This window comes from Rhodococcus sp. W8901, from assembly GCF_013348805.1.
Classification (GTDB): domain Bacteria; phylum Actinomycetota; class Actinomycetes; order Mycobacteriales; family Mycobacteriaceae; genus Prescottella.
Genome location: NZ_CP054690.1, coordinates 4,099,633 through 4,120,059 on the forward strand (window position 1 = coordinate 4,099,633; position 20,427 = coordinate 4,120,059).

General features: G+C 68.0%; 20 protein-coding genes. 4 read left to right on the forward strand and 16 right to left on the reverse strand.

All coding sequences use genetic code 11. The features are described 5' to 3' along the window. Positions 1 to 18: 18 nt before the first annotated feature. The 15 genes from lpqB to HUN07_RS19250 all read right to left on the reverse strand — a co-directional run bounded on the left by lpqB (position 19) and on the right by HUN07_RS19250 (position 16,145). Positions 19 to 1,818 carry an MtrAB system accessory lipoprotein LpqB gene (lpqB, locus tag HUN07_RS19180; RefSeq protein ID WP_441346780.1) on the reverse strand — a complete coding sequence of 600 codons (1,800 nt, stop codon included), beginning with the start codon at positions 1,816 to 1,818 and terminating at the stop codon, positions 19 to 21. Beyond that, entirely contained in the window at positions 1,815 to 3,623 is a 1,809-nt protein-coding gene (gene mtrB / locus HUN07_RS19185) for an MtrAB system histidine kinase MtrB (protein ID WP_114721929.1), read from the reverse strand. Before mtrB ends, lpqB begins: the two co-directional genes overlap by 4 nt. Then, complete coding sequence (gene mtrA / locus HUN07_RS19190) at positions 3,620 to 4,297, reverse strand: MtrAB system response regulator MtrA (RefSeq protein WP_114721928.1); 678 nt, start codon at positions 4,295 to 4,297, stop codon at positions 3,620 to 3,622. Before mtrA ends, mtrB begins: the two co-directional genes overlap by 4 nt. A gap of 96 nt (positions 4,298 to 4,393) precedes the next feature. Then, a complete protein-coding gene (locus HUN07_RS19195) occupies positions 4,394 to 5,056 on the reverse strand; it encodes a dTMP kinase (RefSeq protein WP_174911938.1) in 663 nt (220 codons plus the stop codon). Positions 5,057 to 5,221: 165 nt separating this feature from the next. Beyond that, complete coding sequence (ahcY, locus tag HUN07_RS19200; protein WP_174911941.1) at positions 5,222 to 6,700, reverse strand: adenosylhomocysteinase; 1,479 nt, start codon at positions 6,698 to 6,700, stop codon at positions 5,222 to 5,224. A gap of 78 nt (positions 6,701 to 6,778) precedes the next feature. Further along, the gene (locus tag HUN07_RS19205; RefSeq protein ID WP_174911944.1) at positions 6,779 to 7,387 is read right to left on the reverse strand and encodes a TetR family transcriptional regulator; all 609 of its coding nucleotides are present in this window, start codon (positions 7,385 to 7,387) and stop codon (positions 6,779 to 6,781) included. 75 nt (positions 7,388 to 7,462) lie between these two features. Then, complete coding sequence (locus HUN07_RS19210; protein ID WP_174911946.1) at positions 7,463 to 7,645, reverse strand: rubredoxin; 183 nt, start codon at positions 7,643 to 7,645, stop codon at positions 7,463 to 7,465. Between the two features lie 2 nt (positions 7,646 to 7,647). Next, positions 7,648 to 7,815 (reverse strand): rubredoxin, encoded by a 168-nt coding sequence (locus HUN07_RS19215; protein WP_174911949.1) that lies wholly within the window; start codon positions 7,813 to 7,815, stop codon positions 7,648 to 7,650. Further along, positions 7,812 to 9,032: an alkane 1-monooxygenase gene (locus HUN07_RS19220; RefSeq protein ID WP_174911951.1), complete on the reverse strand. Its 1,221-nt coding sequence runs from the start codon at positions 9,030 to 9,032 to the stop codon at positions 7,812 to 7,814. Before HUN07_RS19220 ends, HUN07_RS19215 begins: the two co-directional genes overlap by 4 nt. A 108-nt stretch (positions 9,033 to 9,140) precedes the next feature. Beyond that, entirely contained in the window at positions 9,141 to 10,646 is a 1,506-nt protein-coding gene (locus HUN07_RS19225) for an amino acid permease (protein WP_174911954.1), read from the reverse strand. Positions 10,647 to 10,721: 75 nt separating this feature from the next. Continuing rightward, complete coding sequence (locus tag HUN07_RS19230) at positions 10,722 to 11,642, reverse strand: cation diffusion facilitator family transporter (RefSeq protein ID WP_174911958.1); 921 nt, start codon at positions 11,640 to 11,642, stop codon at positions 10,722 to 10,724. A 47-nt stretch (positions 11,643 to 11,689) separates the two neighbouring features. Next, positions 11,690 to 12,937, reverse strand: coding sequence for a mannose-6-phosphate isomerase, class I (manA, locus tag HUN07_RS19235; protein WP_174911961.1), 1,248 nt, complete (start codon positions 12,935 to 12,937; stop codon positions 11,690 to 11,692). Then, the gene (locus HUN07_RS19240) at positions 12,937 to 14,076 is read right to left on the reverse strand and encodes a tobH protein (RefSeq protein ID WP_114721919.1); all 1,140 of its coding nucleotides are present in this window, start codon (positions 14,074 to 14,076) and stop codon (positions 12,937 to 12,939) included. Before HUN07_RS19240 ends, manA begins: the two co-directional genes overlap by 1 nt. A 78-nt stretch (positions 14,077 to 14,154) precedes the next feature. Continuing rightward, positions 14,155 to 15,537, reverse strand: coding sequence for a phosphomannomutase/phosphoglucomutase (locus HUN07_RS19245; RefSeq protein ID WP_174911964.1), 1,383 nt, complete (start codon positions 15,535 to 15,537; stop codon positions 14,155 to 14,157). Between the two features lie 209 nt (positions 15,538 to 15,746). After that, complete coding sequence (locus HUN07_RS19250) at positions 15,747 to 16,145, reverse strand: DUF3499 domain-containing protein (protein ID WP_114721917.1); 399 nt, start codon at positions 16,143 to 16,145, stop codon at positions 15,747 to 15,749. 131 nt (positions 16,146 to 16,276) lie between these two features. Here HUN07_RS19250 and HUN07_RS19255 point away from each other — a divergent pair, with 131 nt between their 5' ends. Next, entirely contained in the window at positions 16,277 to 16,768 is a 492-nt protein-coding gene (locus tag HUN07_RS19255; RefSeq protein WP_114721916.1) for a metallopeptidase family protein, read from the forward strand. 7 nt (positions 16,769 to 16,775) lie between these two features. Here HUN07_RS19255 and HUN07_RS19260 read toward each other — a convergent pair whose 3' ends face one another. Further along, on the reverse strand, positions 16,776 to 17,009 hold the full coding sequence (locus HUN07_RS19260; RefSeq protein WP_174914882.1) for a WhiB family transcriptional regulator: 234 nt from the start codon (positions 17,007 to 17,009) through the stop codon (positions 16,776 to 16,778). A 465-nt stretch (positions 17,010 to 17,474) separates the two neighbouring features. Between HUN07_RS19260 and cofD the strand changes: the two genes are divergently transcribed. The 3 genes from cofD to HUN07_RS19275 are packed head-to-tail and all read left to right on the forward strand — an operon-like array spanning position 17,475 to position 20,410. After that, positions 17,475 to 18,479: a 2-phospho-L-lactate transferase gene (gene cofD, locus HUN07_RS19265; protein WP_174911967.1), complete on the forward strand. Its 1,005-nt coding sequence runs from the start codon at positions 17,475 to 17,477 to the stop codon at positions 18,477 to 18,479. Continuing rightward, positions 18,476 to 19,852 (forward strand): coenzyme F420-0:L-glutamate ligase, encoded by a 1,377-nt coding sequence (locus tag HUN07_RS19270; protein WP_174911969.1) that lies wholly within the window; start codon positions 18,476 to 18,478, stop codon positions 19,850 to 19,852. The genes cofD and HUN07_RS19270 overlap by 4 nt, the downstream gene beginning before the upstream one ends. Next, positions 19,853 to 20,410 (forward strand): NUDIX hydrolase, encoded by a 558-nt coding sequence (locus tag HUN07_RS19275; protein ID WP_174911971.1) that lies wholly within the window; start codon positions 19,853 to 19,855, stop codon positions 20,408 to 20,410. Positions 20,411 to 20,427: the final 17 nt, after the last annotated feature.

A 20,427-nucleotide genomic window follows, 5' to 3' on the forward strand; every position in this document is an offset into this window, starting at 1 on the left:
GCACCGACGGCGGCGAGGTCAGCCCGGCAGCACCGGGACCGCATTCGTCCCGGTCAGGCCCGGAACCTCACGCCAGTACCGGTCGCCGGCCGGGTCGTTGTTGTTGAGCTGGAACACCGCTCGCGAGTCCGCGACGAACTCGGTGGTCGACGACGCGTCCACCGCCACCACCGGCGAGGTGAGGTTGCGGCTCGGCAGCGAGTCCATCCGCGAACCGTCGACGGCCAGCTGCACGACCGGCACGTCCGAACCCGAACGGGCCACGACCACCGTGTCCCCGGTGCTCCAGTCGAGCGACACCGCGGGACTGCCGAGACCGTGCGCGATGGCGCGTGGATTGGTGAGCGAGAACTCGCCGTCCGGCTGCTGCATCACCGTCGCCACATAGACCTTGCCGTCGACGATCAACGCCGCCCGGACCCCGTCGCGGGACAGCCGCAGCTCGGTGATCGGCCCGCCGATCGCATTGATCGCGCCGGTCTCGACGTTCATCGTCGTGAGCTTTCCCGTTCCGGTCTCGCGAACCACCCGCACGACGGTCGAGCCGTTGACGGCGGCCCACACGGTGGAGCCGTCGAACGCCCACGACGGCCGGGTGATCGACTGCGCCTCGAGCGCGGTCGCCACGTTTCCGTCGTAGGTCCCCACGACCAGCGCGGTCTGCGGCTCCGGCGCCGGCCGGCGTGTCTCGGCCACCGCGGCCGTGAGCGTGCCGTCCCGCGACAACGCGATCGACCGGAGATTGTCCGACGCACCGAAGTACCCGGGGACCGGCGCGACGACCCCGTCGTTCACGGAGGCCAGCCCGCCGCCGCGCAGCGCGTGGAGGCCGACGGTCGCGCTGGTCGTCGCGAGCGGATTGAGCGACGCCACGTCCGCCGTCGTCCATCCTTCGGGGTACCGCTCGTCGAGCGGCTGGCCGTCGGCCAACAGGACGTACGGACCGGAGATGTCGGCGTTTGCCAACGTCCAGACCACCTGCGCGGCAAGGAGTTCGCGCGACTGCGTGTTCATCCGCCCGAGGCCCTGGAAGTCGACGCTCACACCGCCCAGCCCCACCCCGACCTGGGAGGCTCGGCCGTCGGCCTTGGTGATGGTGCCGAGCACGGAGACCCCCGAACCCAGTTCGTTTCGCACCGCACCGGCCAGCGACGGTTTGGGACCGTCGATGAGGAGACCGATCAGCTGCGTGACCATCTGGTCCGGGCTCGCCGCGATCCAGCGAGGGTCGGGGACGACCGTCTGAGCCGTCGGATCGAGGAAGTACAACGATTTGCGCTGATACGAATTGAGGAACTGGGGACGGTCCATGATCACGCCGTTGGGCAGATCGTCGATCCGCCATTCACCGTCCACCTTGGCCCAGCTGAACTTGGCCTCGAACGTGCCCTCCTGCGCCTGGTACAAACCGCCCGGTTCGAGCTGGCCCACCCGGTTGGCGCGAATCGTGTAGACCGCGCGGTCGGCGGTGCGTGACTCGAGGATGAGATCGATCTTGTCGACGATCGTCGCGCTCGCGGCATCGTCCCACCGCGCCGACATGTCCTTGGTCAGGTACTGCCGGGCGGCAAGATGCCGATTGGCCGGGTCGGTGCTGGCCTTGACGAAATCCCGCAACAGCAGATCCGGCTCGCGTCCGGGCGCCGGGGCCTCCACGCTCGTACTGACCGGCGCACGCTCGATGGTCCCGATCGCCTGCGGTGTCGACGAGTCCGGCAGATTCGCACAGCCCGCCGTGCCGAGCAGCAGCGCGGCCAGCGACGCCGCGGCCACTAGCGTCCGGGAGCGCCTGCCGTGGCGCACCCGAATGCCGGTCACGACTCACGCTCCCGCACCCGGGGCACCGTCGGGGACTCGTCCGGGTCCAGCTGCCGGGGAGGCCGCTCAACCGGCTGCGTCGCCGACTGGGCAGCGCCCGACCCGGCGGGCGCCATCTCGTCACCGGCCGACGACGCGGCCGCGGGCTCAGGTTCGGGCTTGGTCGGAGGCAGCGGTTGTCCCTGGACGAGCTTCTTGGTCGACGGCTTCAGCGGGAGCGGGCTCCGGGTGACCTTGCGCCCGCGCACACGCGGCAACGTCAGGCGGAAGCACGCGCCCTCGCCGGGTTCGCCCCACGCCTCGAGCGTGCCGTTGTGCAGGTTCGCGTCCTCCACGCTGATCGCCAGGCCCAGCCCGGTTCCGCCGGAACGCCGGACGCGGGACGGGTCCGACCGCCAGAACCGGTTGAACACCAACTTCTCCTCCCCAGGGCGCAGTCCCACACCCTGGTCGCGGACGATGAAGGCGGCCGCGTCGTCGTCGGCCCGCAACCGCAACAGGACGGGCTTGCCCTCGCCGTGGTCGATCGCGTTCGCGAGCAGGTTCCGCAGGATGCGCTCCACACGGCGCGGATCGACCTCCGCGATCACTGCCTCGTCCGGCAGATCCACGATCAGTTCCGTCGAGGTCTCCTTCGCGAGGTGGCGAACGGTCGAGACCGCCGCACGCGCACACATCCGCAGGTCCAGTTGTTCGGCCGCCAGCTCCGCGACACCGGCGTCGTGCCGGGAGATCTCGAGCAGGTCCCCGAGCAGGCTCTCGAACCGGTCCAGCTCCGCGACGAGCAGCTCGGACGACCGCTTCAGGATGGGGTCGAGCTCGTCGCTGCTGTCGTGGATCAGGTCCGCGGCCATCCGGACCGTGGTGAGCGGGGTGCGCAGCTCGTGGCTCACGTCCGACGTGAACCGTTTCTGCAGATTGCCGAACTCCTCGAGCTGCGTGATCTGCTTCGACAGACTCTCGGCCATCTCGTTGAACGACATCGCGAGCCGGGCCATGTCGTCCTCGCCGCGAACCGGCATGCGTTCCTTGAGCCGGCCGTCCGCGAACCGCACCGCGATCCGGGACGCCGACCGGATCGGCATGACGACCTGGCGTGCGACGAGCATGGAGATCGCGGCGAGCAGCACCGCCAGCACCGCACCACCGATCAGCATCGTGCCCCGCACCAGGGACAGGCTGCGGTCCTCGCTGGCGAGGGGGAACACGAGGTACAGCTCGAGAGTCGAGATGTCCGACGCCGTGGGGCTGCCGATGATCAGCGCCGGACCCGAGTACCCGTTGGGGTCGGACACCGTCGCGAACTGGTAGCTGATCTGGTTGGCGCGAACGAAGTCGCGCAGGCTCGCCGGGATCTGGTTCGCCGGCCCGCTCGTGGTCGGTTCCCGTGGGCCGTCCCCTGGCACGATGAGCACCGGATCGAAGGTACCTGCGGATCCGGACGTCTGACCACCGTCGGGCTGGCGGTTCGTGAGCGCCAGGCGGGCAGCGTCGAGCCGCACCTGGAGCGAGCCGCTGTCGTCGGCGCCGGAGAGCTGCGCCTCGACCGTGCTGCGCGCACGATCGAGTTCCTCGGTGGCGGCGGTGATCTTCGCCTCGAGGAGCCGATCAGTGATCTGGCTGGTCAACACCACACCCAGAATCGTGATCACGATCAGCGACAGCGACAACGTCGACACGACGACGCGGAGCTGCAAAGACCGGCGCCATGCGTGGGCAAGCCAGTTGCCGCACGCTCGACACCAGCGGATCAGCGGCGAGAAAGCCCGGCTGGCTCGCCGCCGGTTCCGGCGGGCACCGATCACGGCGGTCCGGCCTTGTAGCCGACCCCCCTGACGGTAAGCACCACCTCGGGATTCTCGGGATCCTTCTCGACCTTGGCGCGCAGACGCTGCACGTGCACGTTCACCAGTCGGGTGTCCGCCGCGTGACGGTATCCCCAGACCTGCTCGAGCAGGACCTCACGGGTGAACACCTGCCGCGGCTTGCGTGCGAGGGCGACCAGCAGGTCGAACTCGAGCGGCGTGAGCGAGATGAGCGCGTTGTCGCGGGTCACCTTGTGCGCCGGCACATCGATCATGATGTCGCCGATGCTCAGGACCTCGGCCGGCTCCTCCTCCGTGCGGCGCAGGCGAGCGCGCACCCGGGCAACCAGTTCCTTCGGCTTGAACGGCTTCATGATGTAGTCGTCCGCGCCGGACTCGAGGCCCAGGACGACGTCGACCGTGTCCGTCTTGGCGGTGAGCATGACGATCGGGACACCCGATTCGGCCCGCAGCACCCGGCACACGTCGATACCGTTCATGCCCGGCAGCATGAGGTCGAGGAGCACCAGATCCGGTCGGGTCTCACGAACGGCCGACAACGCCTGGCTGCCGTCACCGACCACGAAGGGTTCGAATCCCTCACCGCGGAGCACGATGGTGAGCATCTCGGCGAGCGCCGTGTCATCGTCGACAACCAGAATCCTTGGCTTCATATCCCTATCGTTACATCTCTGAGGCTGCTAAATGCGGAAAGGCGCGTTCACTGCCGCGGCGTGCCGCTCAATGTTGCCGTCACGGACCGCCCGGTATTACTGGGCCGCGCCGCGCCGCTTATGCAAGAGTGCCAGTTTATCGGCGAGAGTGCCCGGATCCACATCGGGCGCGACGGACAACCACGGCGAGTTCCAGTCCGCGGCGGCCAGCTCCCGGTACACCTCCCCCGTGCGAGCCTGCAGGCCGCTGTCCTTCTCGTAGGCGTCCAGCGCGCGCGAACTGTCCGCGGCCTCGCGCCGACGCGCCCGTTCCTCCGCGAGCGCCACGGGCACGTCGAGGTACATCTGCAGGTCCGGCCGTGGCAGACCCAATCGGTCGAACTCGAGCTCTTCGATCCAGGTGACGAACTCGCCGTCCCCGTGCTGGTGTAGCCGGGCCGCGCCGTACGCCGCGTTGGAGGCGACGTAGCGGTCCAGGATCACCACGTCGTGGCGGGCGACCAGATCCCGCAGTTGCGGTGCGGCACCGGCACGGTCGAGCGCGAACATCACCGCCATCGCGTGGACCGACTCGCTCAGGTCGCCGTGCTCCCCCTTGAGCGCCTCCGACGCGAGATCGGCATGGATCGACGCACCGTAGCGCGGGAAATCCAGCGTTGCGACCGTCAGACCGTCCTGCTCGAGCAGCGTGACGACCTTTCCGACCAGTGTCCGCTTGCCGGCACCGTCGAGCCCTTCCAGGGCGATCAGAGTTCCCACGATCGCCGAGCCTATCGGTGCCCGCGGCCGCGCCCGCGGATCCGGCCCTGCGAGGGCCGTCACAGCGCTGTCCGGATCATCCGGGGCGAACAGCAGTGGCCGGGGATCGTGTCACGATCCCCGGCCACTGTCGTCAGTGCGACCGACGCGGTCCTACGACTCGGGTCAGTAGCGGTAGTGCTCCGGCTTGTACGGGCCCTCGACGTCGACGCCGATGTACTCGGCCTGATCCTTGGTCAGCTTGGTGATCGAGCCACCGAGCGCCTCGACGTGGATCTTCGCGACCTTCTCGTCGAGGTGCTTGGGCAGGCGGTAGACCTCGTTGTCGTACTCGTCCGGCTTGGTCCACAGCTCGATCTGCGCGATCGTCTGGTTCGCGAACGAGTTCGACATCACGAACGACGGGTGGCCGGTGGCGTTGCCCAGGTTCAGCAGGCGCCCCTCGGACAGCACGATGATGCTGTGGCCGTCGGCGAAGGTGAACTCGTCGACCTGCGGCTTGATGTTGACGCGGGTGACGTCGGCGGCGCGCTCGAGGCCTGCCATGTCGATCTCGTTGTCGAAGTGACCGATGTTGCCGAGGATGGCCTGGTGCTTCATCTGCTTCATGTGCTCGAAGGAGATGATGTCCTTGTTGCCGGTCGCGGTGATCACGATGTCGGCCTCGCCGATGAACTCCTCGACGGTCTTGACGTTGAAGCCGTCCATCAGCGCCTGGAGGGCGTTGATCGGGTCGACCTCGGTGACCGTGACGCGGGCGCCCTGGCCGCGCAGCGCCTCGGCGCAGCCCTTGCCGACGTCGCCGTAGCCGCACACCAGCGCAGCCTTGCCACCGATCAGCACGTCGGTCCCGCGGTTGATGCCGTCGAGCAGCGAGTGGCGGGTGCCGTACTTGTTGTCGAACTTGCTCTTGGTGACCGAGTCGTTGACGTTGATGGCCGGGAACGCCAGCTCACCCGCGGCGGCGAACTGGTACAGCCGCAGCACGCCGGTGGTGGTCTCCTCGGTGACGCCCTTGACGTTCTCCGCGATGGCCGTCCACTTGCCGCCGTCGGCCTCGAGCGACTTGCGCAGCAGCGCCAGGAACACCTTGTACTCGTCCGAGTCGTGCTCGTCGTCGGTGGGCGGGACGACGCCGGCCTTCTCGTACTGTGCACCGCGCAGCACCAGCATCGTCGCGTCACCACCGTCGTCGAGGATCATGTTGGCGGTGGTACCGGGCCATGTGAGCATCTGCTCAGCCGCCCACCAGTACTCCTCGAGGGTCTCGCCCTTCCATGCGAACACGGGGACGCCCTTGGGCTCCTCGACGGTGCCGTGCGGGCCGACGACGACGGCCGCGGCCGCGTGATCCTGCGTCGAGAAGATGTTGCACGACGCCCATCGAACTTCAGCACCGAGAGCGACCAGCGTCTCGATCAGGACCGCGGTCTGGATGGTCATGTGCAGCGAGCCGGACACGCGAGCGCCCTTGAGCGGCAACACGTCTGCGTACTCACGACGCAGTGCCATCAGACCCGGCATCTCGTGCTCGGCCAGCCGGATCTCCTTGCGTCCGAACTCGGCGAGCGACAGATCCGCCACCTTGAAATCGATACCGTTACGGTGCTCGGCCACGGGCGCCGCTGAAACTGAGGACGTCATGTGTCTCTCCTGTTCGCTGTCTGGAATGACACCCAGGTTATCGGGTACCGATCCCACCCGGGGACGTGCCGTACCCCGTCACACGTGTGCGACGACGTCCACGAACGGGGCCAGCAGCGCGGCAAGGTCACGCGCATCGTCACCATCGGACGCGGGAGGCATCGAAACGTAACTCAGCGCGACTCGTACGACACCCCGCGCCAAGATCACCGAATCGGCCTCGGACGCCTGAATCCAACTCCGCCGGAACGTCTCCGCCAGACGCCCCGACGCCCGCTCGATGAGCGGGGCGCTGTCGGTCGTGACGATCCGCAGCAGGTCCGGTTTGGCGGCACCGGTCCGCAACGAGCACACCAGCGGGTCCTCGGCGCTCGCCTGGAAGAACGCGGCGAACCCGTCCACGAGGGCCGCGCGGGCATCCCCGACGTGCGCGTACACCGCCGACGCCACCGCATCGACGAACCGGTCGACCAATTGCAGCGCATACCCCTCCGCGAGCCCCTGACGCGACCCGAACTCGTTGTACAGCGTCTGCCGACTGATCCCGGCGACCGCGGCGACATCGGTCATCGTCACCTTCGACCAGTCCCGCTCGAGCAGCAGGTCGTGGACGGCGCCGAGGATCGACTCGCGCAGCAGCAGCCGCGAGGCCTCCTGATAGGGCACGCGGGGTTGCGACTCGGTCATGCCACCGACCCTAGTGACACTGCTCGGCTGCGCTCGACCGGCACACGGCTCAGCTCCGCTCGACCGGCACACGGCTCAGCTCCGCTCGACCTCGACCATGAAGAAGTCCTCCTTCGCCGCCCCGCAGTCCGGGCAACGCCAGTCGTCGGGGATGTCCCCCCAGCGCGTGCCGGGGGCGATGCCCTCGTCGGGCCAGCCCTCCGCCTCGTCGTACTCGAATCCGCACTGTGCGCACTGGTAGAGCTTGTACTCGTTCACGATCACCCTCCTACGGGCTCGAAATCGATCTTCTCGCGGACACCGCAGTCGGGGCAGCACCAATCGTCCGGCACCGAATCCCACGCCGTGCCGGCCGGGAATCCCTCCCGCGGGGCGCCGACGGACTCGTCGAACACGAACCCGCACACGGGACACCGAAACGCACTCATGCCCGGCCTCCGCCCGCTCCGTGCCGCGCCAGCAACTTCTCACGCTTGGCCGGCTGCAGGTTGACCCGCGTGACGTCGCCGTCGTAGTGCGCGAGCACGCGGCGATCCATCACCGCCCGCCACAGCGGCGGCACGTACGCGAGCATGATCATGCTCGCGTACCCGCTGGGCAGGTTCGGCGCAATGTCCATGCTGCGCAACGTCTGATAGCGCCGTGTCGGGTTCGCGTGGTGATCGCTGTGCCGCTGCAGGTGGTAGAGGAAGATGTTGGTGCAGATGTGATCGCTGTTCCAGCTGTGCGCCGGCGTGCAGCGCTCGTAACGTCCACTGTCGGTGCGCTGCCGGAGCAGGCCGTAGTGCTCGAGATAGTTCACCGTCTCGAGCAGGGAGAATCCGAACACCGCCTGCAGCAACAGGAACGGGGCCACCTCCCAACCGAAGATCGCGATCATCGCGCCGAAGAGCACGACCGACATCAACCAGGCGTTGAGGACGTCGTTGCGAATCGTCCACGGCCCCTTGCCGAGCCGTTCCAAACGAACCTTCTCCAGCGCCCAGGACGACCGCAGACTCCCCCAAACGCTGCGCGGCAGGAAGGCCCAGAAGCTTTCGCCCAGGCGGGAACTCGCGGGATCCTCCGGCGTTGCGACCCGGACGTGATGGCCACGGTTGTGCTCGATGTAGAAGTGTCCGTAGAAGGACTGCGCGAGGGTGATCTTCGACAGCCACCGCTCGAGATCGTCCTTCTTGTGCCCCAGCTCGTGCGCGGTGTTGATTCCGATGCCGGCCACACACCCGACACTGATGGCCAGGCCGATCTTCGACACCAGCCCCAGCCCGCCGTCGATACCGAGCCAGCTCAGATCGTCGGCCGACCACAGGTAACAGGCGACCACCACCGTCACGATCTGCAGCGGGATGTAGGCGTAGGTACACCAGCGGTAGTACCGGTCGTTCTCGAGTTGCTCCATCACCTCGTCCGGCGGGTTCTGCCCGTCCGCACCGAAGGCCAGGTCGAGGATCGGCAGTAGCACGTACACCAGCAGCGGACCGATCCACCACCAGATGGGCGCCACCGCCTCCAGACCCACCCGGTTCGTCAGCCACACCAAGCCCAGCGCCAGGAAGATCGCGGTGGGCGGGATGAGCCCCAGTAGCCACAGATAACGCTTCTTGTCCCGCCAGACCCCAGCGTCCGCGGTCGCATGCGTCGCCATCGACGTCCCCTTCCACGAGCCCGCCCACTATGAGCAGGATCACCATGAAATGGACGATACGCGTCGATACGTATGACGTCTAGACAATCACGTCGATTTGTAAAACGATCAGGTGGTGTCGCTTTTCGCCGCACGGGCACGGATGCTCAGCATCGAGTGCCGGCGACTGTAGGCGAAGTACACGACCACGCCGATCGCCATCCAGACGACGAACCGCAGCCACGTCTCTACCGACAGATTCACCATGAGCCACACGCACGCGATGACCGCGAGGATCGGGACCAGCGGCACGAGGGGCACCCGGAATCCGCGCGGCAGGTCGGGACGGGTCCGCCGCAGCACCACGACGCCGATCGACACCAACACGAACGCGAACAGCGTGCCGATGTTCACCATCTCCTCGAGCGTGCCGATCGGGAAGAAGGCCGCGAGGAGTCCGACGATGACGCCGACGAGCACCGTGATCCGCACCGGCGTCCCGTGCTTGCCGGTGGGCGCGAGCGACCGGGGCATCAGGCCGTCGCGGGACATCGCGAACAACACGCGTGTCTGCCCCAGCATCAGGACCATCACCACCGTCGTGAGGCCCGCCAGCGCGCCGAACGAGATGAGGTTCTTGGCCCAGTCCATTCCGTTGAGTGCGAACGCCGTCGCGAGCGTGGAGTTGTCGCCCGCCAGTTCGGTGTAGTTCACCATCCCGGTCAGCACGAGCGAGACCGCCACGTACAGCACCGTCACGATCGCGAGCGAGCCGAGAATGCCTCGCGGCAAGGCGGTCTGCGGATCCTTGGTCTCCTCCGCGGTGGTCGCGACCACGTCGAAACCGATGAACGCGAAGAACACCAGACTGGCGGCGGCGAGCAGGCCGTACCAACCGAACGTGCTGCCACCGGCGCCCGTGACGTACGAGAACAGCGACTGGTGGATGCCCTCCCCGGTGGAGCCGGACTCGGACGGCGGAATGTAGGGCGAGTAGTTGGAGGCCTTGATGAAGAAGGCCCCGACCACCACCACGAAGAGCACGACCGCCACCTTGATCGCGGTGATCACCGCCGAGACCCGCGACGACAACTTCGTGCCCGTCGCCAACAGCACCGTGATGACCGCGACGATCAGGACCGCACCCCAGTCGATCTTCAGCGACCCGACATGCACGATCGGCGTGGCACTTCCGAGGACCTCACCGAGATACAGCGACCAGCCCTTCGCAACCACCGAGGCCGCGAGCGCGAACTCGAGGATGAGATCCCAGCCGATGATCCACGCGACGAACTCACCGAATGTCGCGTACGAGAAGGTATATGCACTGCCCGCGACGGGCACGGTCGACGCGAACTCGGCGTAACACAGCGCGGCCAGTGCGCACGAGACTGCGGCGAAGGCGAACGCGAGCGACACCGAGGGTCCCGCAACGTTGCCGGCGGTGCGGGCCGTCAAGGTGAAGATGCCGGCGCCGATCACGACCGCGACTCCGAACACCGTCAGGTCCCACGCGGTCAGGTCCTTGCGGAGTTTGGTCTCCGGTTCGTCGGTCTCGAGAATCGACTGTTCGATCGACTTGGTCCGAAACAGCCCGGAGCGGGGCTTCGCCGCCTTCCGGTCGGGTGTCACCATCACGTACTCCTCGGGAGGTAGGGATGGTCGTCAGCCTATGCCCGGACGCGGACCGCAGCACGGTTTCCGGATCGGCTATCCCGCGGTGGCGCGGTACAGGTCGGGTTCGAGATAGATCAGGCGAGCGGCCGGAACCGCGGCCCGTACCCGTGCTTCGGCCTCGTCGATCGCGGTCGCGACGTCCTCGATGTCGGCGCCCGGCGTGATCGCGACCTTGGCCGCGACCAGGATCTCCTCGGGCCCCAGATACTGGGTCCGGCAGTGGATCACACGATCGATCCGGACACCGTCGACGAGCGCTGACAGGATCCGGTTCTCCTCGTCCTGCGTCGCGCCCTCACCGATCAGCAGGCTCTTCATCTCGACTATGAGCACGATCGCGATGATGCCCAGCAGGGCACCGATGCAGAGGGTGCCGACGCCGTCCCACACCGGATCGCCGGTGGCCATCGTCAACCCGACGCCGCCGAGCGCGAGAACCAGACCGATGAGGGCACCGGAGTCCTCGAGCAGTACGACCGGCAGTTCGGGGGTGCGCGACGTGCGGATGAAACCCCACCAGGTCGCCTTCCCCTTCAGCGGGCGGGATTCCTTGACCGCGGTGAGGAAGCTGTACGACTCGAGTCCGATCGCGACCAGCAGGATCACGATCGCCACCATCGGCGACGACAGGCCCTCCGGTTGCTGGATCTTGTGGATGCCCTCGTAGATCGCGAACAGCGAACCGAGGGTGAACAGCACGAGCGCCACGACGAACGAGTAGAAGTACCGGTTGCGCCCGTAGCCGAACTGGTGGAGCTGGTCGGCCTGCTTCTCGGCACGGTTCTGACCGAACAGCAGCAGCCCCTGATTGGACGTATCGGCGACCGAGTGAACCGATTCGGCCAGCATCGAGGACGACCCCGTGATGAGGAAGCCAGTGAACTTGGCGACCGCGATTCCCGCATTCGCGGTCAGTGCCGCGAGGATCGCCCTCTTGCCCCCGTGAGCCGACACCGGCTTCTCCTCTCGTCGAATTCGAGTGGATCACACGCTACGGGCACTCAGTGGGTCACATCGCCGACGGCAGCACGGAAGATCTGGGTGTCGTCGGCACATGCCTGAATGTGAACCGCGTTGTCCGACGCGGAGATCCACGCGGCTGCACCCCGCTCGAGCATCAGCGACTGCGAATCGCACTCCAGTTTCGCGGCACCCGACGTGCACAGCAGGATCTGCGGACCGTCCGGTTCGAACATGGTGGCCGCGTCCGGACCCGCCCCCGACGCATCGAGGTCGATCCGGGACAGTACGAACTCCGGGGCCGGCGTCCGGTACGTCGACTCCCCCACCCGGCCGGTCGCGACCGACGTCAGAACGGGAACGTCCACCGACTCGAAATCCAACACCCGCAACAGTTCCGGGACGTCGACGTGCTTGGGCGTGAGGCCACCGCGCAGCACGTTGTCGGAGTTCGCCATGATCTCCACCGCGGTCCCGTGCAAGTAGGCGTGGAGGTTGCCGGCGTCCAGGAAGAGTCCCTGCCCCGGCTCGAGGGTCACCCGGTTGAGCAGCAGGGACGCCATGACCCCCGCGTCCCCGGGATAGCCCTCGCTCAGCTCCAGCGCCGTCCGCGCCTCCTGTGCGAACTCCGCCGTCCCCGACCCCGTGGCCGACAGGTACGCGACGCACCCGTCGAGCACCGCCGGCAGCAGAGCCGCGAGCGCGTGCGGCGGCAACGTGATCCACGTCGTGAACAGGGCCCGCAGGCCGTCCGGGTCGGGCTGCCCGGCGAGCAGACCCGCGTAGGGCTCGAGCTCCGGCACGTTCAGGGCGCTCAGCAGGCGCACCGTCCGGTGCGGATCACGGAAGCCGGCGAGCGCCTCGAACCGGGTGAGCGCCACGACGAGTTCGGGCTTGTGGCTCGCGTCGCGGTAGTTCCGTTCCGCCGAGTCGACGGGGATACCGGACGCCTCCTCGCGCGCGAAGCCCTCGCGGGCCTGCTCGGCGCTCGGGTGAGCCTGCAAGGACAACGGCTCGTCGGCGGCGAGCACCTTGAGCAGGAAGGGCAGCCGCTCCCCGAACGCAGCGATGCTCCGCTCGCCCAGTTCCCGGGCCGGGTTGTCGTCGACGACGTCGCGCAAGGAACGGCTGTCGCCGTCCTCGATCACTCGCGCGGGATCACCGGGATGCGCTCCCAGCCACAGTTCTGCCTCCGGATGTGCGCTGGGGCTCGGACGTCCGCACAGTTCCGCGAGCGCGGTCCGTGACCCCCAGGCGTAGGACCGGAGCGCACCTTCGAGTTGGCGCACTAGTTACCACCGATCAAACGTAGGTAGGCCGCGCTCATCTCGAGCCGACCGACGAGTACTGCTATCTGCTCGATCTCCGTCCGAGTCGCGGACACCGCCGGGGAATCGGCCGGTGATCCGGGCGGCGCGTCGTATCGGGGACCGGCCGTCGCCGCTTCCGATTCCGCGACGACGAGGTCGACATCCGGTAGTGCCGCGACGCGACGCTCGACGAGCGGCCGATTCGCCTCCGCGGCGAACACCAGCACCCGCAGCGGCGCGCCCGGTGGCGGGCCGTCGAGCTGATCGTCGTGGAAGAACGGGTCGTATCCGGCCGGTGCAGCCGGATTCGCCGCCGAGAACTTCCGCACCCCGGAGACGACGTCGGCCAGCTCCGCAGCCGCGGCCACGCCCGCACCCATGCGGAGCAGGGTCTCGCTCCCGTGGCGCGCGAGGTGGGTGGTGGCGCGGGTGTCGCCGCTGAAGACCACCCGGCGGCCCTGCATGCGCGCCGCCAGGGATTTGGCCGGATTGTGGAAGACCTCGTTGCGGGGGTGGTCGCGGAGTGCCTCCTCGTCGACCGCGTCCGCGAGCCGACCCAGGTCGGGGCACACCTTGGCGGTCCGTTCCCCCTCGACCGCGATCAGCACCGCGAGGAACGCTGCGAGGTACCGCAGCAGGCCATGATGATCCGGAACCGCGATCCGCGGCGGGAGGACCGTCGCACGACCCGCGCCGGCGGCACGGAGGGGGCCCTCGTCGGGTGCGGCGACGACCACTTCCGCGCCTCGGCGCAACGCACTGTCCACGGACTCGACGAGCCGTGGATCGCCGGCATCGTCACCGGCGACGACCAGGACGTCGAGTGGCCCGACCCACGGCGGCGCACCGACGCTGACGACCAGCGGCATGCCGGTCCGGCCGCCGAGGGCCGCCACGACGATCTCGGCGGCCCGCGACGCACTTCCGTCACCGGTGACGAACACGATGCTGCGCGGCTGCAGGCCGCGCAGCCTGACCAGCCCGTCCTCCTCGACGGCGGCTTGGGTGGCACGAATCTGAGCGCCGCCGAGCGCGGCGAAACGGAGCACGCCGTCGACGTCGGCGGCCAGCAGAGCATCGGCGTCATCGAGATCGAGCAGAGACGACGGAGCTGTCATCACGAACTCACCTCCCTTTCCCCGAGTCCCTGTTCCCCGACGAGATCAGGTGCCTCGAGTATCCCAGCAATTCGATGACTAGGCGCGGACTGCTCCGAGGATCTCGGCAACGAGAGCGTCGACATCGGCCGACGTGCGCGCCTCGACGTTGAGGCGCAGCAGCGGCTCGGTGTTGGACGCGCGCAGGTTGAACCATGCCCCGTCGCCGAGGTCGACCGTGACGCCGTCCAGGCGATCGACGGAGACGGTCCGGTCCGCGAAGAGGTCGACGACGGCGGCCGTCCGTTCGGTGGCGTCGGCGACCGTCGAGTTGATCTCCCCGGACGCGGCGTAGGCCTCGTACGACTGCATCAGCTCCGACAGCGGACGATCCTGTTCGCCGAGGGCTGCCAGTACGTGCAGGGCCGCCAGCATGCCCGAATCGGCGCCCCAGAAGTCACGGAAGTAGTAGTGGGCGGAGTGCTCGCCGCCGAACACCGCACCCGTCTCGGCCATCTGCTGCTTGATGAAGGAGTGACCGACGCGGGTGCGCACGGCGGTGCCGCCGAGCTTCTCGACCAGTTCCGGGACGAAACGGGACGTGATCAGGTTGTGGATCACCGTGGCCCCGGGCTCCTTCGCGAGCTCGCGGTCGGCGACGAGCGCGGTCACCGCGGACGGCGAGACCGGGTTGCCTTTCTCGTCGACGACGAAGCAGCGGTCGGCGTCGCCGTCGAAGGCCAGACCGATGTCCGCGCCCGTGGCACGCACGTGTTCCTGCAGATCCACCAGGTTGGCGGGATCGAGGGGGTTGGCCTCGTGGTTGGGGAAGCTGCCGTCGAGCTCGAAGTACAGCGGAAGCACGGTGACGGGCATCGGCCCGAAGACGGCCGGGACGGTGTGTCCGCCCATGCCGTTGCCGGCGTCGACGGCGATCTTCAGTGGCCGCAGCTCGGCAAGGTCGACCAGGCCGCGGACGAAGCTGGCGTACTGGTCGAGGAGCTCCTCCTCGGAGACCTGTCCGACCGGACCGTCGTACGCGGGGACGCCCTCGGCGACCTCGCGCGCGATCACGCCGAGGCCGGTGTCCTGGCCGACGGGCTTGGCACCGGCACGGCACAGCTTGATGCCGTTGTACTTGGCAGGGTTGTGGCTCGCGGTGAACATCGCACCCGGGCAGTCGAGGATTCCGGACGCGAAGTACAGCTGGTCGGTGGACGCCAGGCCGATGTGGATCACGTCGAGGCCCTGCGCGACGACGCCCTCCGCGAAGGCACGGGAGAGTTCGGGTGACGACTCACGCATGTCGTGGCCGATCGCGACCCGGGTCACTGCCTCGGCACCGGACTGCTCGTCACGCACCAGTCGGGCGAACGAGGCGCCCACGTCACGCACGAAGTCTGTATCGATCTGTTCTCCCACGACGCCACGGACGTCGTAGGCCTTGATCACGGCATTCACGGATTCGACAGATCGAGCCACTTCTGGTTACTCCTGCTTTTCGTAGATGCGACACATAGTTCGTCCACTGAGGTTTGTTCGCCGACCGAGTTGGTTCGACTTGGCCGTCCCACAGAGCCTAGTGGGGAGCAGGCCAACCGCGCTTCCTGAGCGAGATGTCCGGATACGTCGGCCGAGGTCGAGCAGGAAAAGGACAGATCAGGCACGGGCCGAAGCCCCGATGGAACCGATCAGTTCGCGGGGTCGGGTAAGACCCGGAGGTGCCCGCGACGCCCGGTGCGGGCGGTGGGCGGTGCCGACGGAGAGGCTGCGCCGGAGCGCGAATCGGATGCGGATCCGTCGTTGCGGGGACGCTCGCCGAGGCCGGCCTCCCGGACCGCTTCCGCAAGCGCGGTGAGGTCGTCCTCGTCGGGTGTGCTGGAGGAGAATCCGCCCTCGTACCGCACGAGTTCCCAGCCCTTGGGGGCGGTTATCCGCGATGCGTGGGTCTCGCACAGATCCCACGAATGGGGCTCGGCGACGGTGGCCAACGGGCCGACCACAGCGGTCGAATCGGAGTAGACGTACGTCAAGGTCGCGACAGCAGGGTTCTTGCACCCAGGCCGGCAGCATCGACGCAGTGATCTCACAAGGAAGGAGACTAACCCCATGTGTCCGGTTGGCCTACTCGGACACACCGACGCGACCGAGACGTGATGCGGAGGGCGGGCCGGAACGTGACGCGGTGGGGATGTCGGGGCACCGCTGTAATGTCCCCTTCATGGCCAGAGCTCGTCGTCCCCGCCCGCTGACGTCACGTTCGGTCGCGCGGCGAGGTCGCGGAATCCGCGGTCCATTGTTTCCGCCGGATCTACCGGCGGCGCGGACGCGCGCAGAGAAGTTCGATCAGCTGGTTCTGGGCGCGTTCGAGCCCATCGACGCGCGTTGGCACGATCGCTTGACGAAGCTCGACATTGCGGTGGACGACGTGCCACGGATACGCGCGATCGATCCGGATTCGGTGAACTGGCCGCCGGAGGTGGTGGCAGACGGTCCGGTGCCGCTGTCGCGGCTCATTCCGGCCGGCATCGATCGTCACGGGACCGCGACGCGGGCACGTATCGTGCTGTTCCGGCGCCCGATCGAGTTGCGCGCCAAGGATCCTCACGACCTCGAGGATCTGGTTCACGACGTGCTCGTGGAGCAGGTGTCGACGTATCTCGGGGTCGACCCCGACGTTGTCGACCCCGATCTCCCGGAGGCCGACGAGTAGTGACGAACTAGACGATTCCGCGCTTGAGGCGCCGGCGCTCCCGCTCGGAGAGCCCACCCCAGATGCCGAATCGCTCGTCATTGGCGAGCGCGTACTCGAGGCATTCCCCGCGCACCTCGCACCCCATGCAGATGCGCTTGGCCTCGCGGGTGGATCCACCCTTCTCAGGGAAGAACGCCTCGGGATCGGTCTGCGCGCACAGCGCGCGGTCCTGCCACTGATCCTCGATGGAGTCGAACATCTCGTCGAAACCTGGGATCAGACTGAGCTGCGGCACTGTCACTCCGAGCTCGAACTCGTCGTAGCTGACGCCTACTGCTGCGCCCGCTTCGGAATCGGTCCGCGGTTCGTCGCCGACCACGCTCAGAGGAGTTTCGAACTCGTATTGCTGATAGGGCATCGCTCCGCCTCCTCACCTGTATTAGCGCAGAAAATGTCGATTGATCTCGAATTCCGTGCTGTCGTTCCCACCCCGACACCCGTCCTGACAACCGCCCGAACGATGGTTCGAGTCGAGGGCCGCTCCAAGTGAACTCGCCCCTCGAACTTGGAATGACATACATGTGATTAGACATGCCCTGGCGTGTCGGGTCAAGCTGAAACCGAAAAGTCGTTTACCATCCGCCGCCCGTCGCACAGCGTGGTACAACCCGGCCGATGAGACGGCGTCGACCAGCACGCGGCGGGACCGCATAGGCTTCGAGTTGTGAACGTGACTGTATTGGTTGGCGGCGTCGGAGGGGCCCGTTTCCTCCAGGGAGTTCGAAGTCTGCTCGGCGGCCTCGACACCGGAGACGCGAATTCCGGCCCTGCGAACGACCATCGGATCACCGCGGTGGTCAATGTCGGAGACGACGTGTGGATGCACGGCCTGCGCATCTGCCCGGACCTCGACACCTGCATGTACACCCTCGGCGGCGGCATCGATCCCGAGCGCGGATGGGGCCACATCGGCGAAACTTGGAATGCGAAAGAGGAACTCGCGGCGTACGGTGCGCAGCCGGATTGGTTCGGCCTGGGCGACCGGGACATCGCGACACACCTCATCCGCAGTCAGATGCTGCGCGCCGGCTACCCGCTCTCGGCGGTCACCGAGGCCCTGTGCAACCGCTGGAAGCCCGGCGTGGCCCTGTTGCCCGTGTCGGACGATCGCAGCGAAACACATGTCGTCGTAACCGATCCCGAAAACCCCACCGGCGAGCAGCAGCGAGCGATCCACTTCCAGGAATGGTGGGTCCGTTACCGCGCACAGGTTCCCACGCACAGTTTCGCGTATGTCGGTGCGGAACAGGCGAAACCGGCCCCCGGAGTCCTCGAGGCGATCGAGTCCGCGGACGTCGTGCTGCTCGCACCGTCGAATCCGGTCGTCAGCATCGGCGCCATCCTGGCGGTGCCCGGCATCCGCGGCGCGCTGCGGACCACGAAGGCCAAGGTTGTCGGCCTCTCCCCCATCATCGACGGAAAGCCGTTGCGCGGCATGGCCGATGAGTGCCTCGAGGTGATCGGAGTCGAGACCTCGGCCGAGGCGATCGGCCGCCACTACGGCGCGCGGTCCGGCACGGGCATCCTCGACGGCTGGCTGATCCACTCCACCGACGAGGCCGACGTGCCCGGTGTCGAGGTGCGCAGCGTCCCGCTGCTCATGACCGACCCCGATGCGACCGCCGAGATGGTCCGTGCCGCATTCGATGTGGCCGGAGTGAACTTGTGAACGACGAATGTCGCGGTAGTGAACGTGCGACGGTCCGTGATCACGGGGCGGGGCGCGCGATCGAGATCCTGCCGGTCCCCGGGCTGCCCGAGTTCCGTCCGGGCGACGACCTGGCCGCGGCGATCGTCGGCGCGGCACCGTGGCTGGCCGACGGCGATGTCCTCGTCGTCACGAGCAAGGTCTTCTCGAAGGTCGAGGGCCGGATCGTCGCGTCGCCCACCGACCCCGAGGAACGAGACGCCGCGCGTCGACGTCTGGTCGACCAGGAGGCGGTGCGGGTGGTGGCCCGCAAGGGACGCACGCTCATCACCGAGAACCGGTTGGGCATCGTGCAGGCCGCGTCGGGGATCGACGGATCGAACGTCGACGGCGCGGAACTCGCCCTGCTGCCGGAGGATCCGGACGGAAGCGCCCGGAGGCTGCGCGAGCATATCCGGGACCGCCTCGGTGTCGACGTCGCGGTGGTCGTGACGGACACGATGGGTCGCGCGTGGCGGATCGGCCAGATCGACGTCGCGATCGGCGCGTCGGGAGTCCCGGTCCTGCACGCGTATGCCGGCGCGGTCGACGGTCAGGGCAACGAATTGATGGTCACCGAGGTCGCGGTGGCCGACGAGATCGCGGCCGCGGGCGACCTCGTGAAAGGCAAGCTCGGCGGCATGCCGGTCGCGGTGGTCCGTGGGATCGGGCTCGACGACGACGGTTCCGTCGCCGACAAGCTGATCCGCCGCGGTCCGGAGGACCTGTTCTGGCTCGGCACTGAGGAGTCGATGGAACAGGGCCGCCGCGAGGCACTGCTGCTGCGACGGTCGGTGCGCGCGTTCTCCGAGGAGCCGGTGGACCCCGAGGTGCTGCGCGAGTCGATCGCCGAGGCACTCACGGCGCCCGCGCCGCATCACACGCGTCCGGTGCGGTTCGTGTGGCTGCGCACGCCCGAGACCCACAAGCGTGTGCTCGACGCCATGCAGCAGCGCTGGCGGGACGACCTCGCCGCCGACGGGATGAGCGCCGAGCGGATCGAGCGTCGAGTGGGCCGGGGCGACATCCTCTTCCGCGCCCCCGAGGTCGTGATCCCGTTCTGTGTGCCGGACGGTGCGCACGACTACCCGGATGAGCGGCGCACCCGGGCCGAGTCGACGATGTTCACCGTCGCGGTCGGCGCGGCCGTGCAGGGTCTGCTCGTCTCGCTCGCGACCCGCGGCGTCGGGAGCTGCTGGATCGGGTCGACGATCTTCGCGGCCGACACGGTCCGGACCGAGCTCGGTCTGCCGGACGACTGGCAGCCGCTGGGTGCGATCGCCGTCGGACATCCCCTCGAGGCGCTCACGCCGCGCGACCCCGTCGCGCCCGGCGACGCACTGCTGGAGCTGTAGATGTCGGCACAGTCACTGCACGCGTCGGCGGTGGACGCACTCTCGAACTGGGACACCGATTCCGACGATGCGGAGTCGCTGCGGCACACGATGCTCGCGTTCCTCGATTCCGCACCCGACGGTTGCCTGCGTTCGCATGTGCCCGGGCACATCACGGCCTCGTCGCTGGTGTTGGACGAGGACGGCTCCCACGTCCTGCTGACGCTGCACCCGAGGGTGGGCCGGTGGATCCAGCTGGGCGGGCACTGCGAGCCCGGGGACGACACCGTCGTCGACTCGGCGCTGCGGGAGGCACGCGAGGAGTCGGGGATCGAGGGGCTACGGATCGATCCGCGGTTGCTGTCGGCGCACACGCACCCCATCACGTGCTCGCTGGGGGTTCCGACGCGCCACCTGGACCTGCGATTCCTGGTCCGGGCGCCCGGGCCCGCCTCGGCGGTGCCGGCCGTGATCAGCGACGAGTCGCAGGATCTGCGGTGGTGGCCGGTGGCCGACCTGCCCGAGGGGGCCGAGAAGGAGACGATCGACCACCTGGTCCGGTTGGCGGACGGGCGTTGAGCCCGTCCGCCGGCCGG

Bases quoted from the DNA above. Each gene is read 5' to 3' on its own strand.
- mtrA (WP_114721928.1), bottom strand. From the start codon at position 4,297: ATGAAGCCAAGGATTCTGGTTGTCGACGATGACACGGCGCTCGCCGAG.
- HUN07_RS19215 (WP_174911949.1), bottom strand. From the start codon at position 7,815: ATGAGTGCGTTTCGGTGTCCCGTGTGCGGGTTCGTGTTCGACGAGTCC.
- ahcY (WP_174911941.1), bottom strand. From the start codon at position 6,700: ATGACGTCCTCAGTTTCAGCGGCGCCCGTGGCCGAGCACCGTAACGGT.
- HUN07_RS19205 (WP_174911944.1), bottom strand. From the start codon at position 7,387: ATGACCGAGTCGCAACCCCGCGTGCCCTATCAGGAGGCCTCGCGGCTG.
- HUN07_RS19220 (WP_174911951.1), bottom strand. From the start codon at position 9,032: ATGGCGACGCATGCGACCGCGGACGCTGGGGTCTGGCGGGACAAGAAG.
- HUN07_RS19240 (WP_114721919.1), bottom strand. From the start codon at position 14,076: ATGACAGCTCCGTCGTCTCTGCTCGATCTCGATGACGCCGATGCTCTG.
- HUN07_RS19275 (WP_174911971.1), top strand. From the start codon at position 19,853: ATGTCGGCACAGTCACTGCACGCGTCGGCGGTGGACGCACTCTCGAAC.
- HUN07_RS19255 (WP_114721916.1), top strand. From the start codon at position 16,277: ATGGCCAGAGCTCGTCGTCCCCGCCCGCTGACGTCACGTTCGGTCGCG.
- HUN07_RS19225 (WP_174911954.1), bottom strand. From the start codon at position 10,646: ATGGTGACACCCGACCGGAAGGCGGCGAAGCCCCGCTCCGGGCTGTTT.
- HUN07_RS19260 (WP_174914882.1), bottom strand. From the start codon at position 17,009: ATGTTCGACTCCATCGAGGATCAGTGGCAGGACCGCGCGCTGTGCGCG.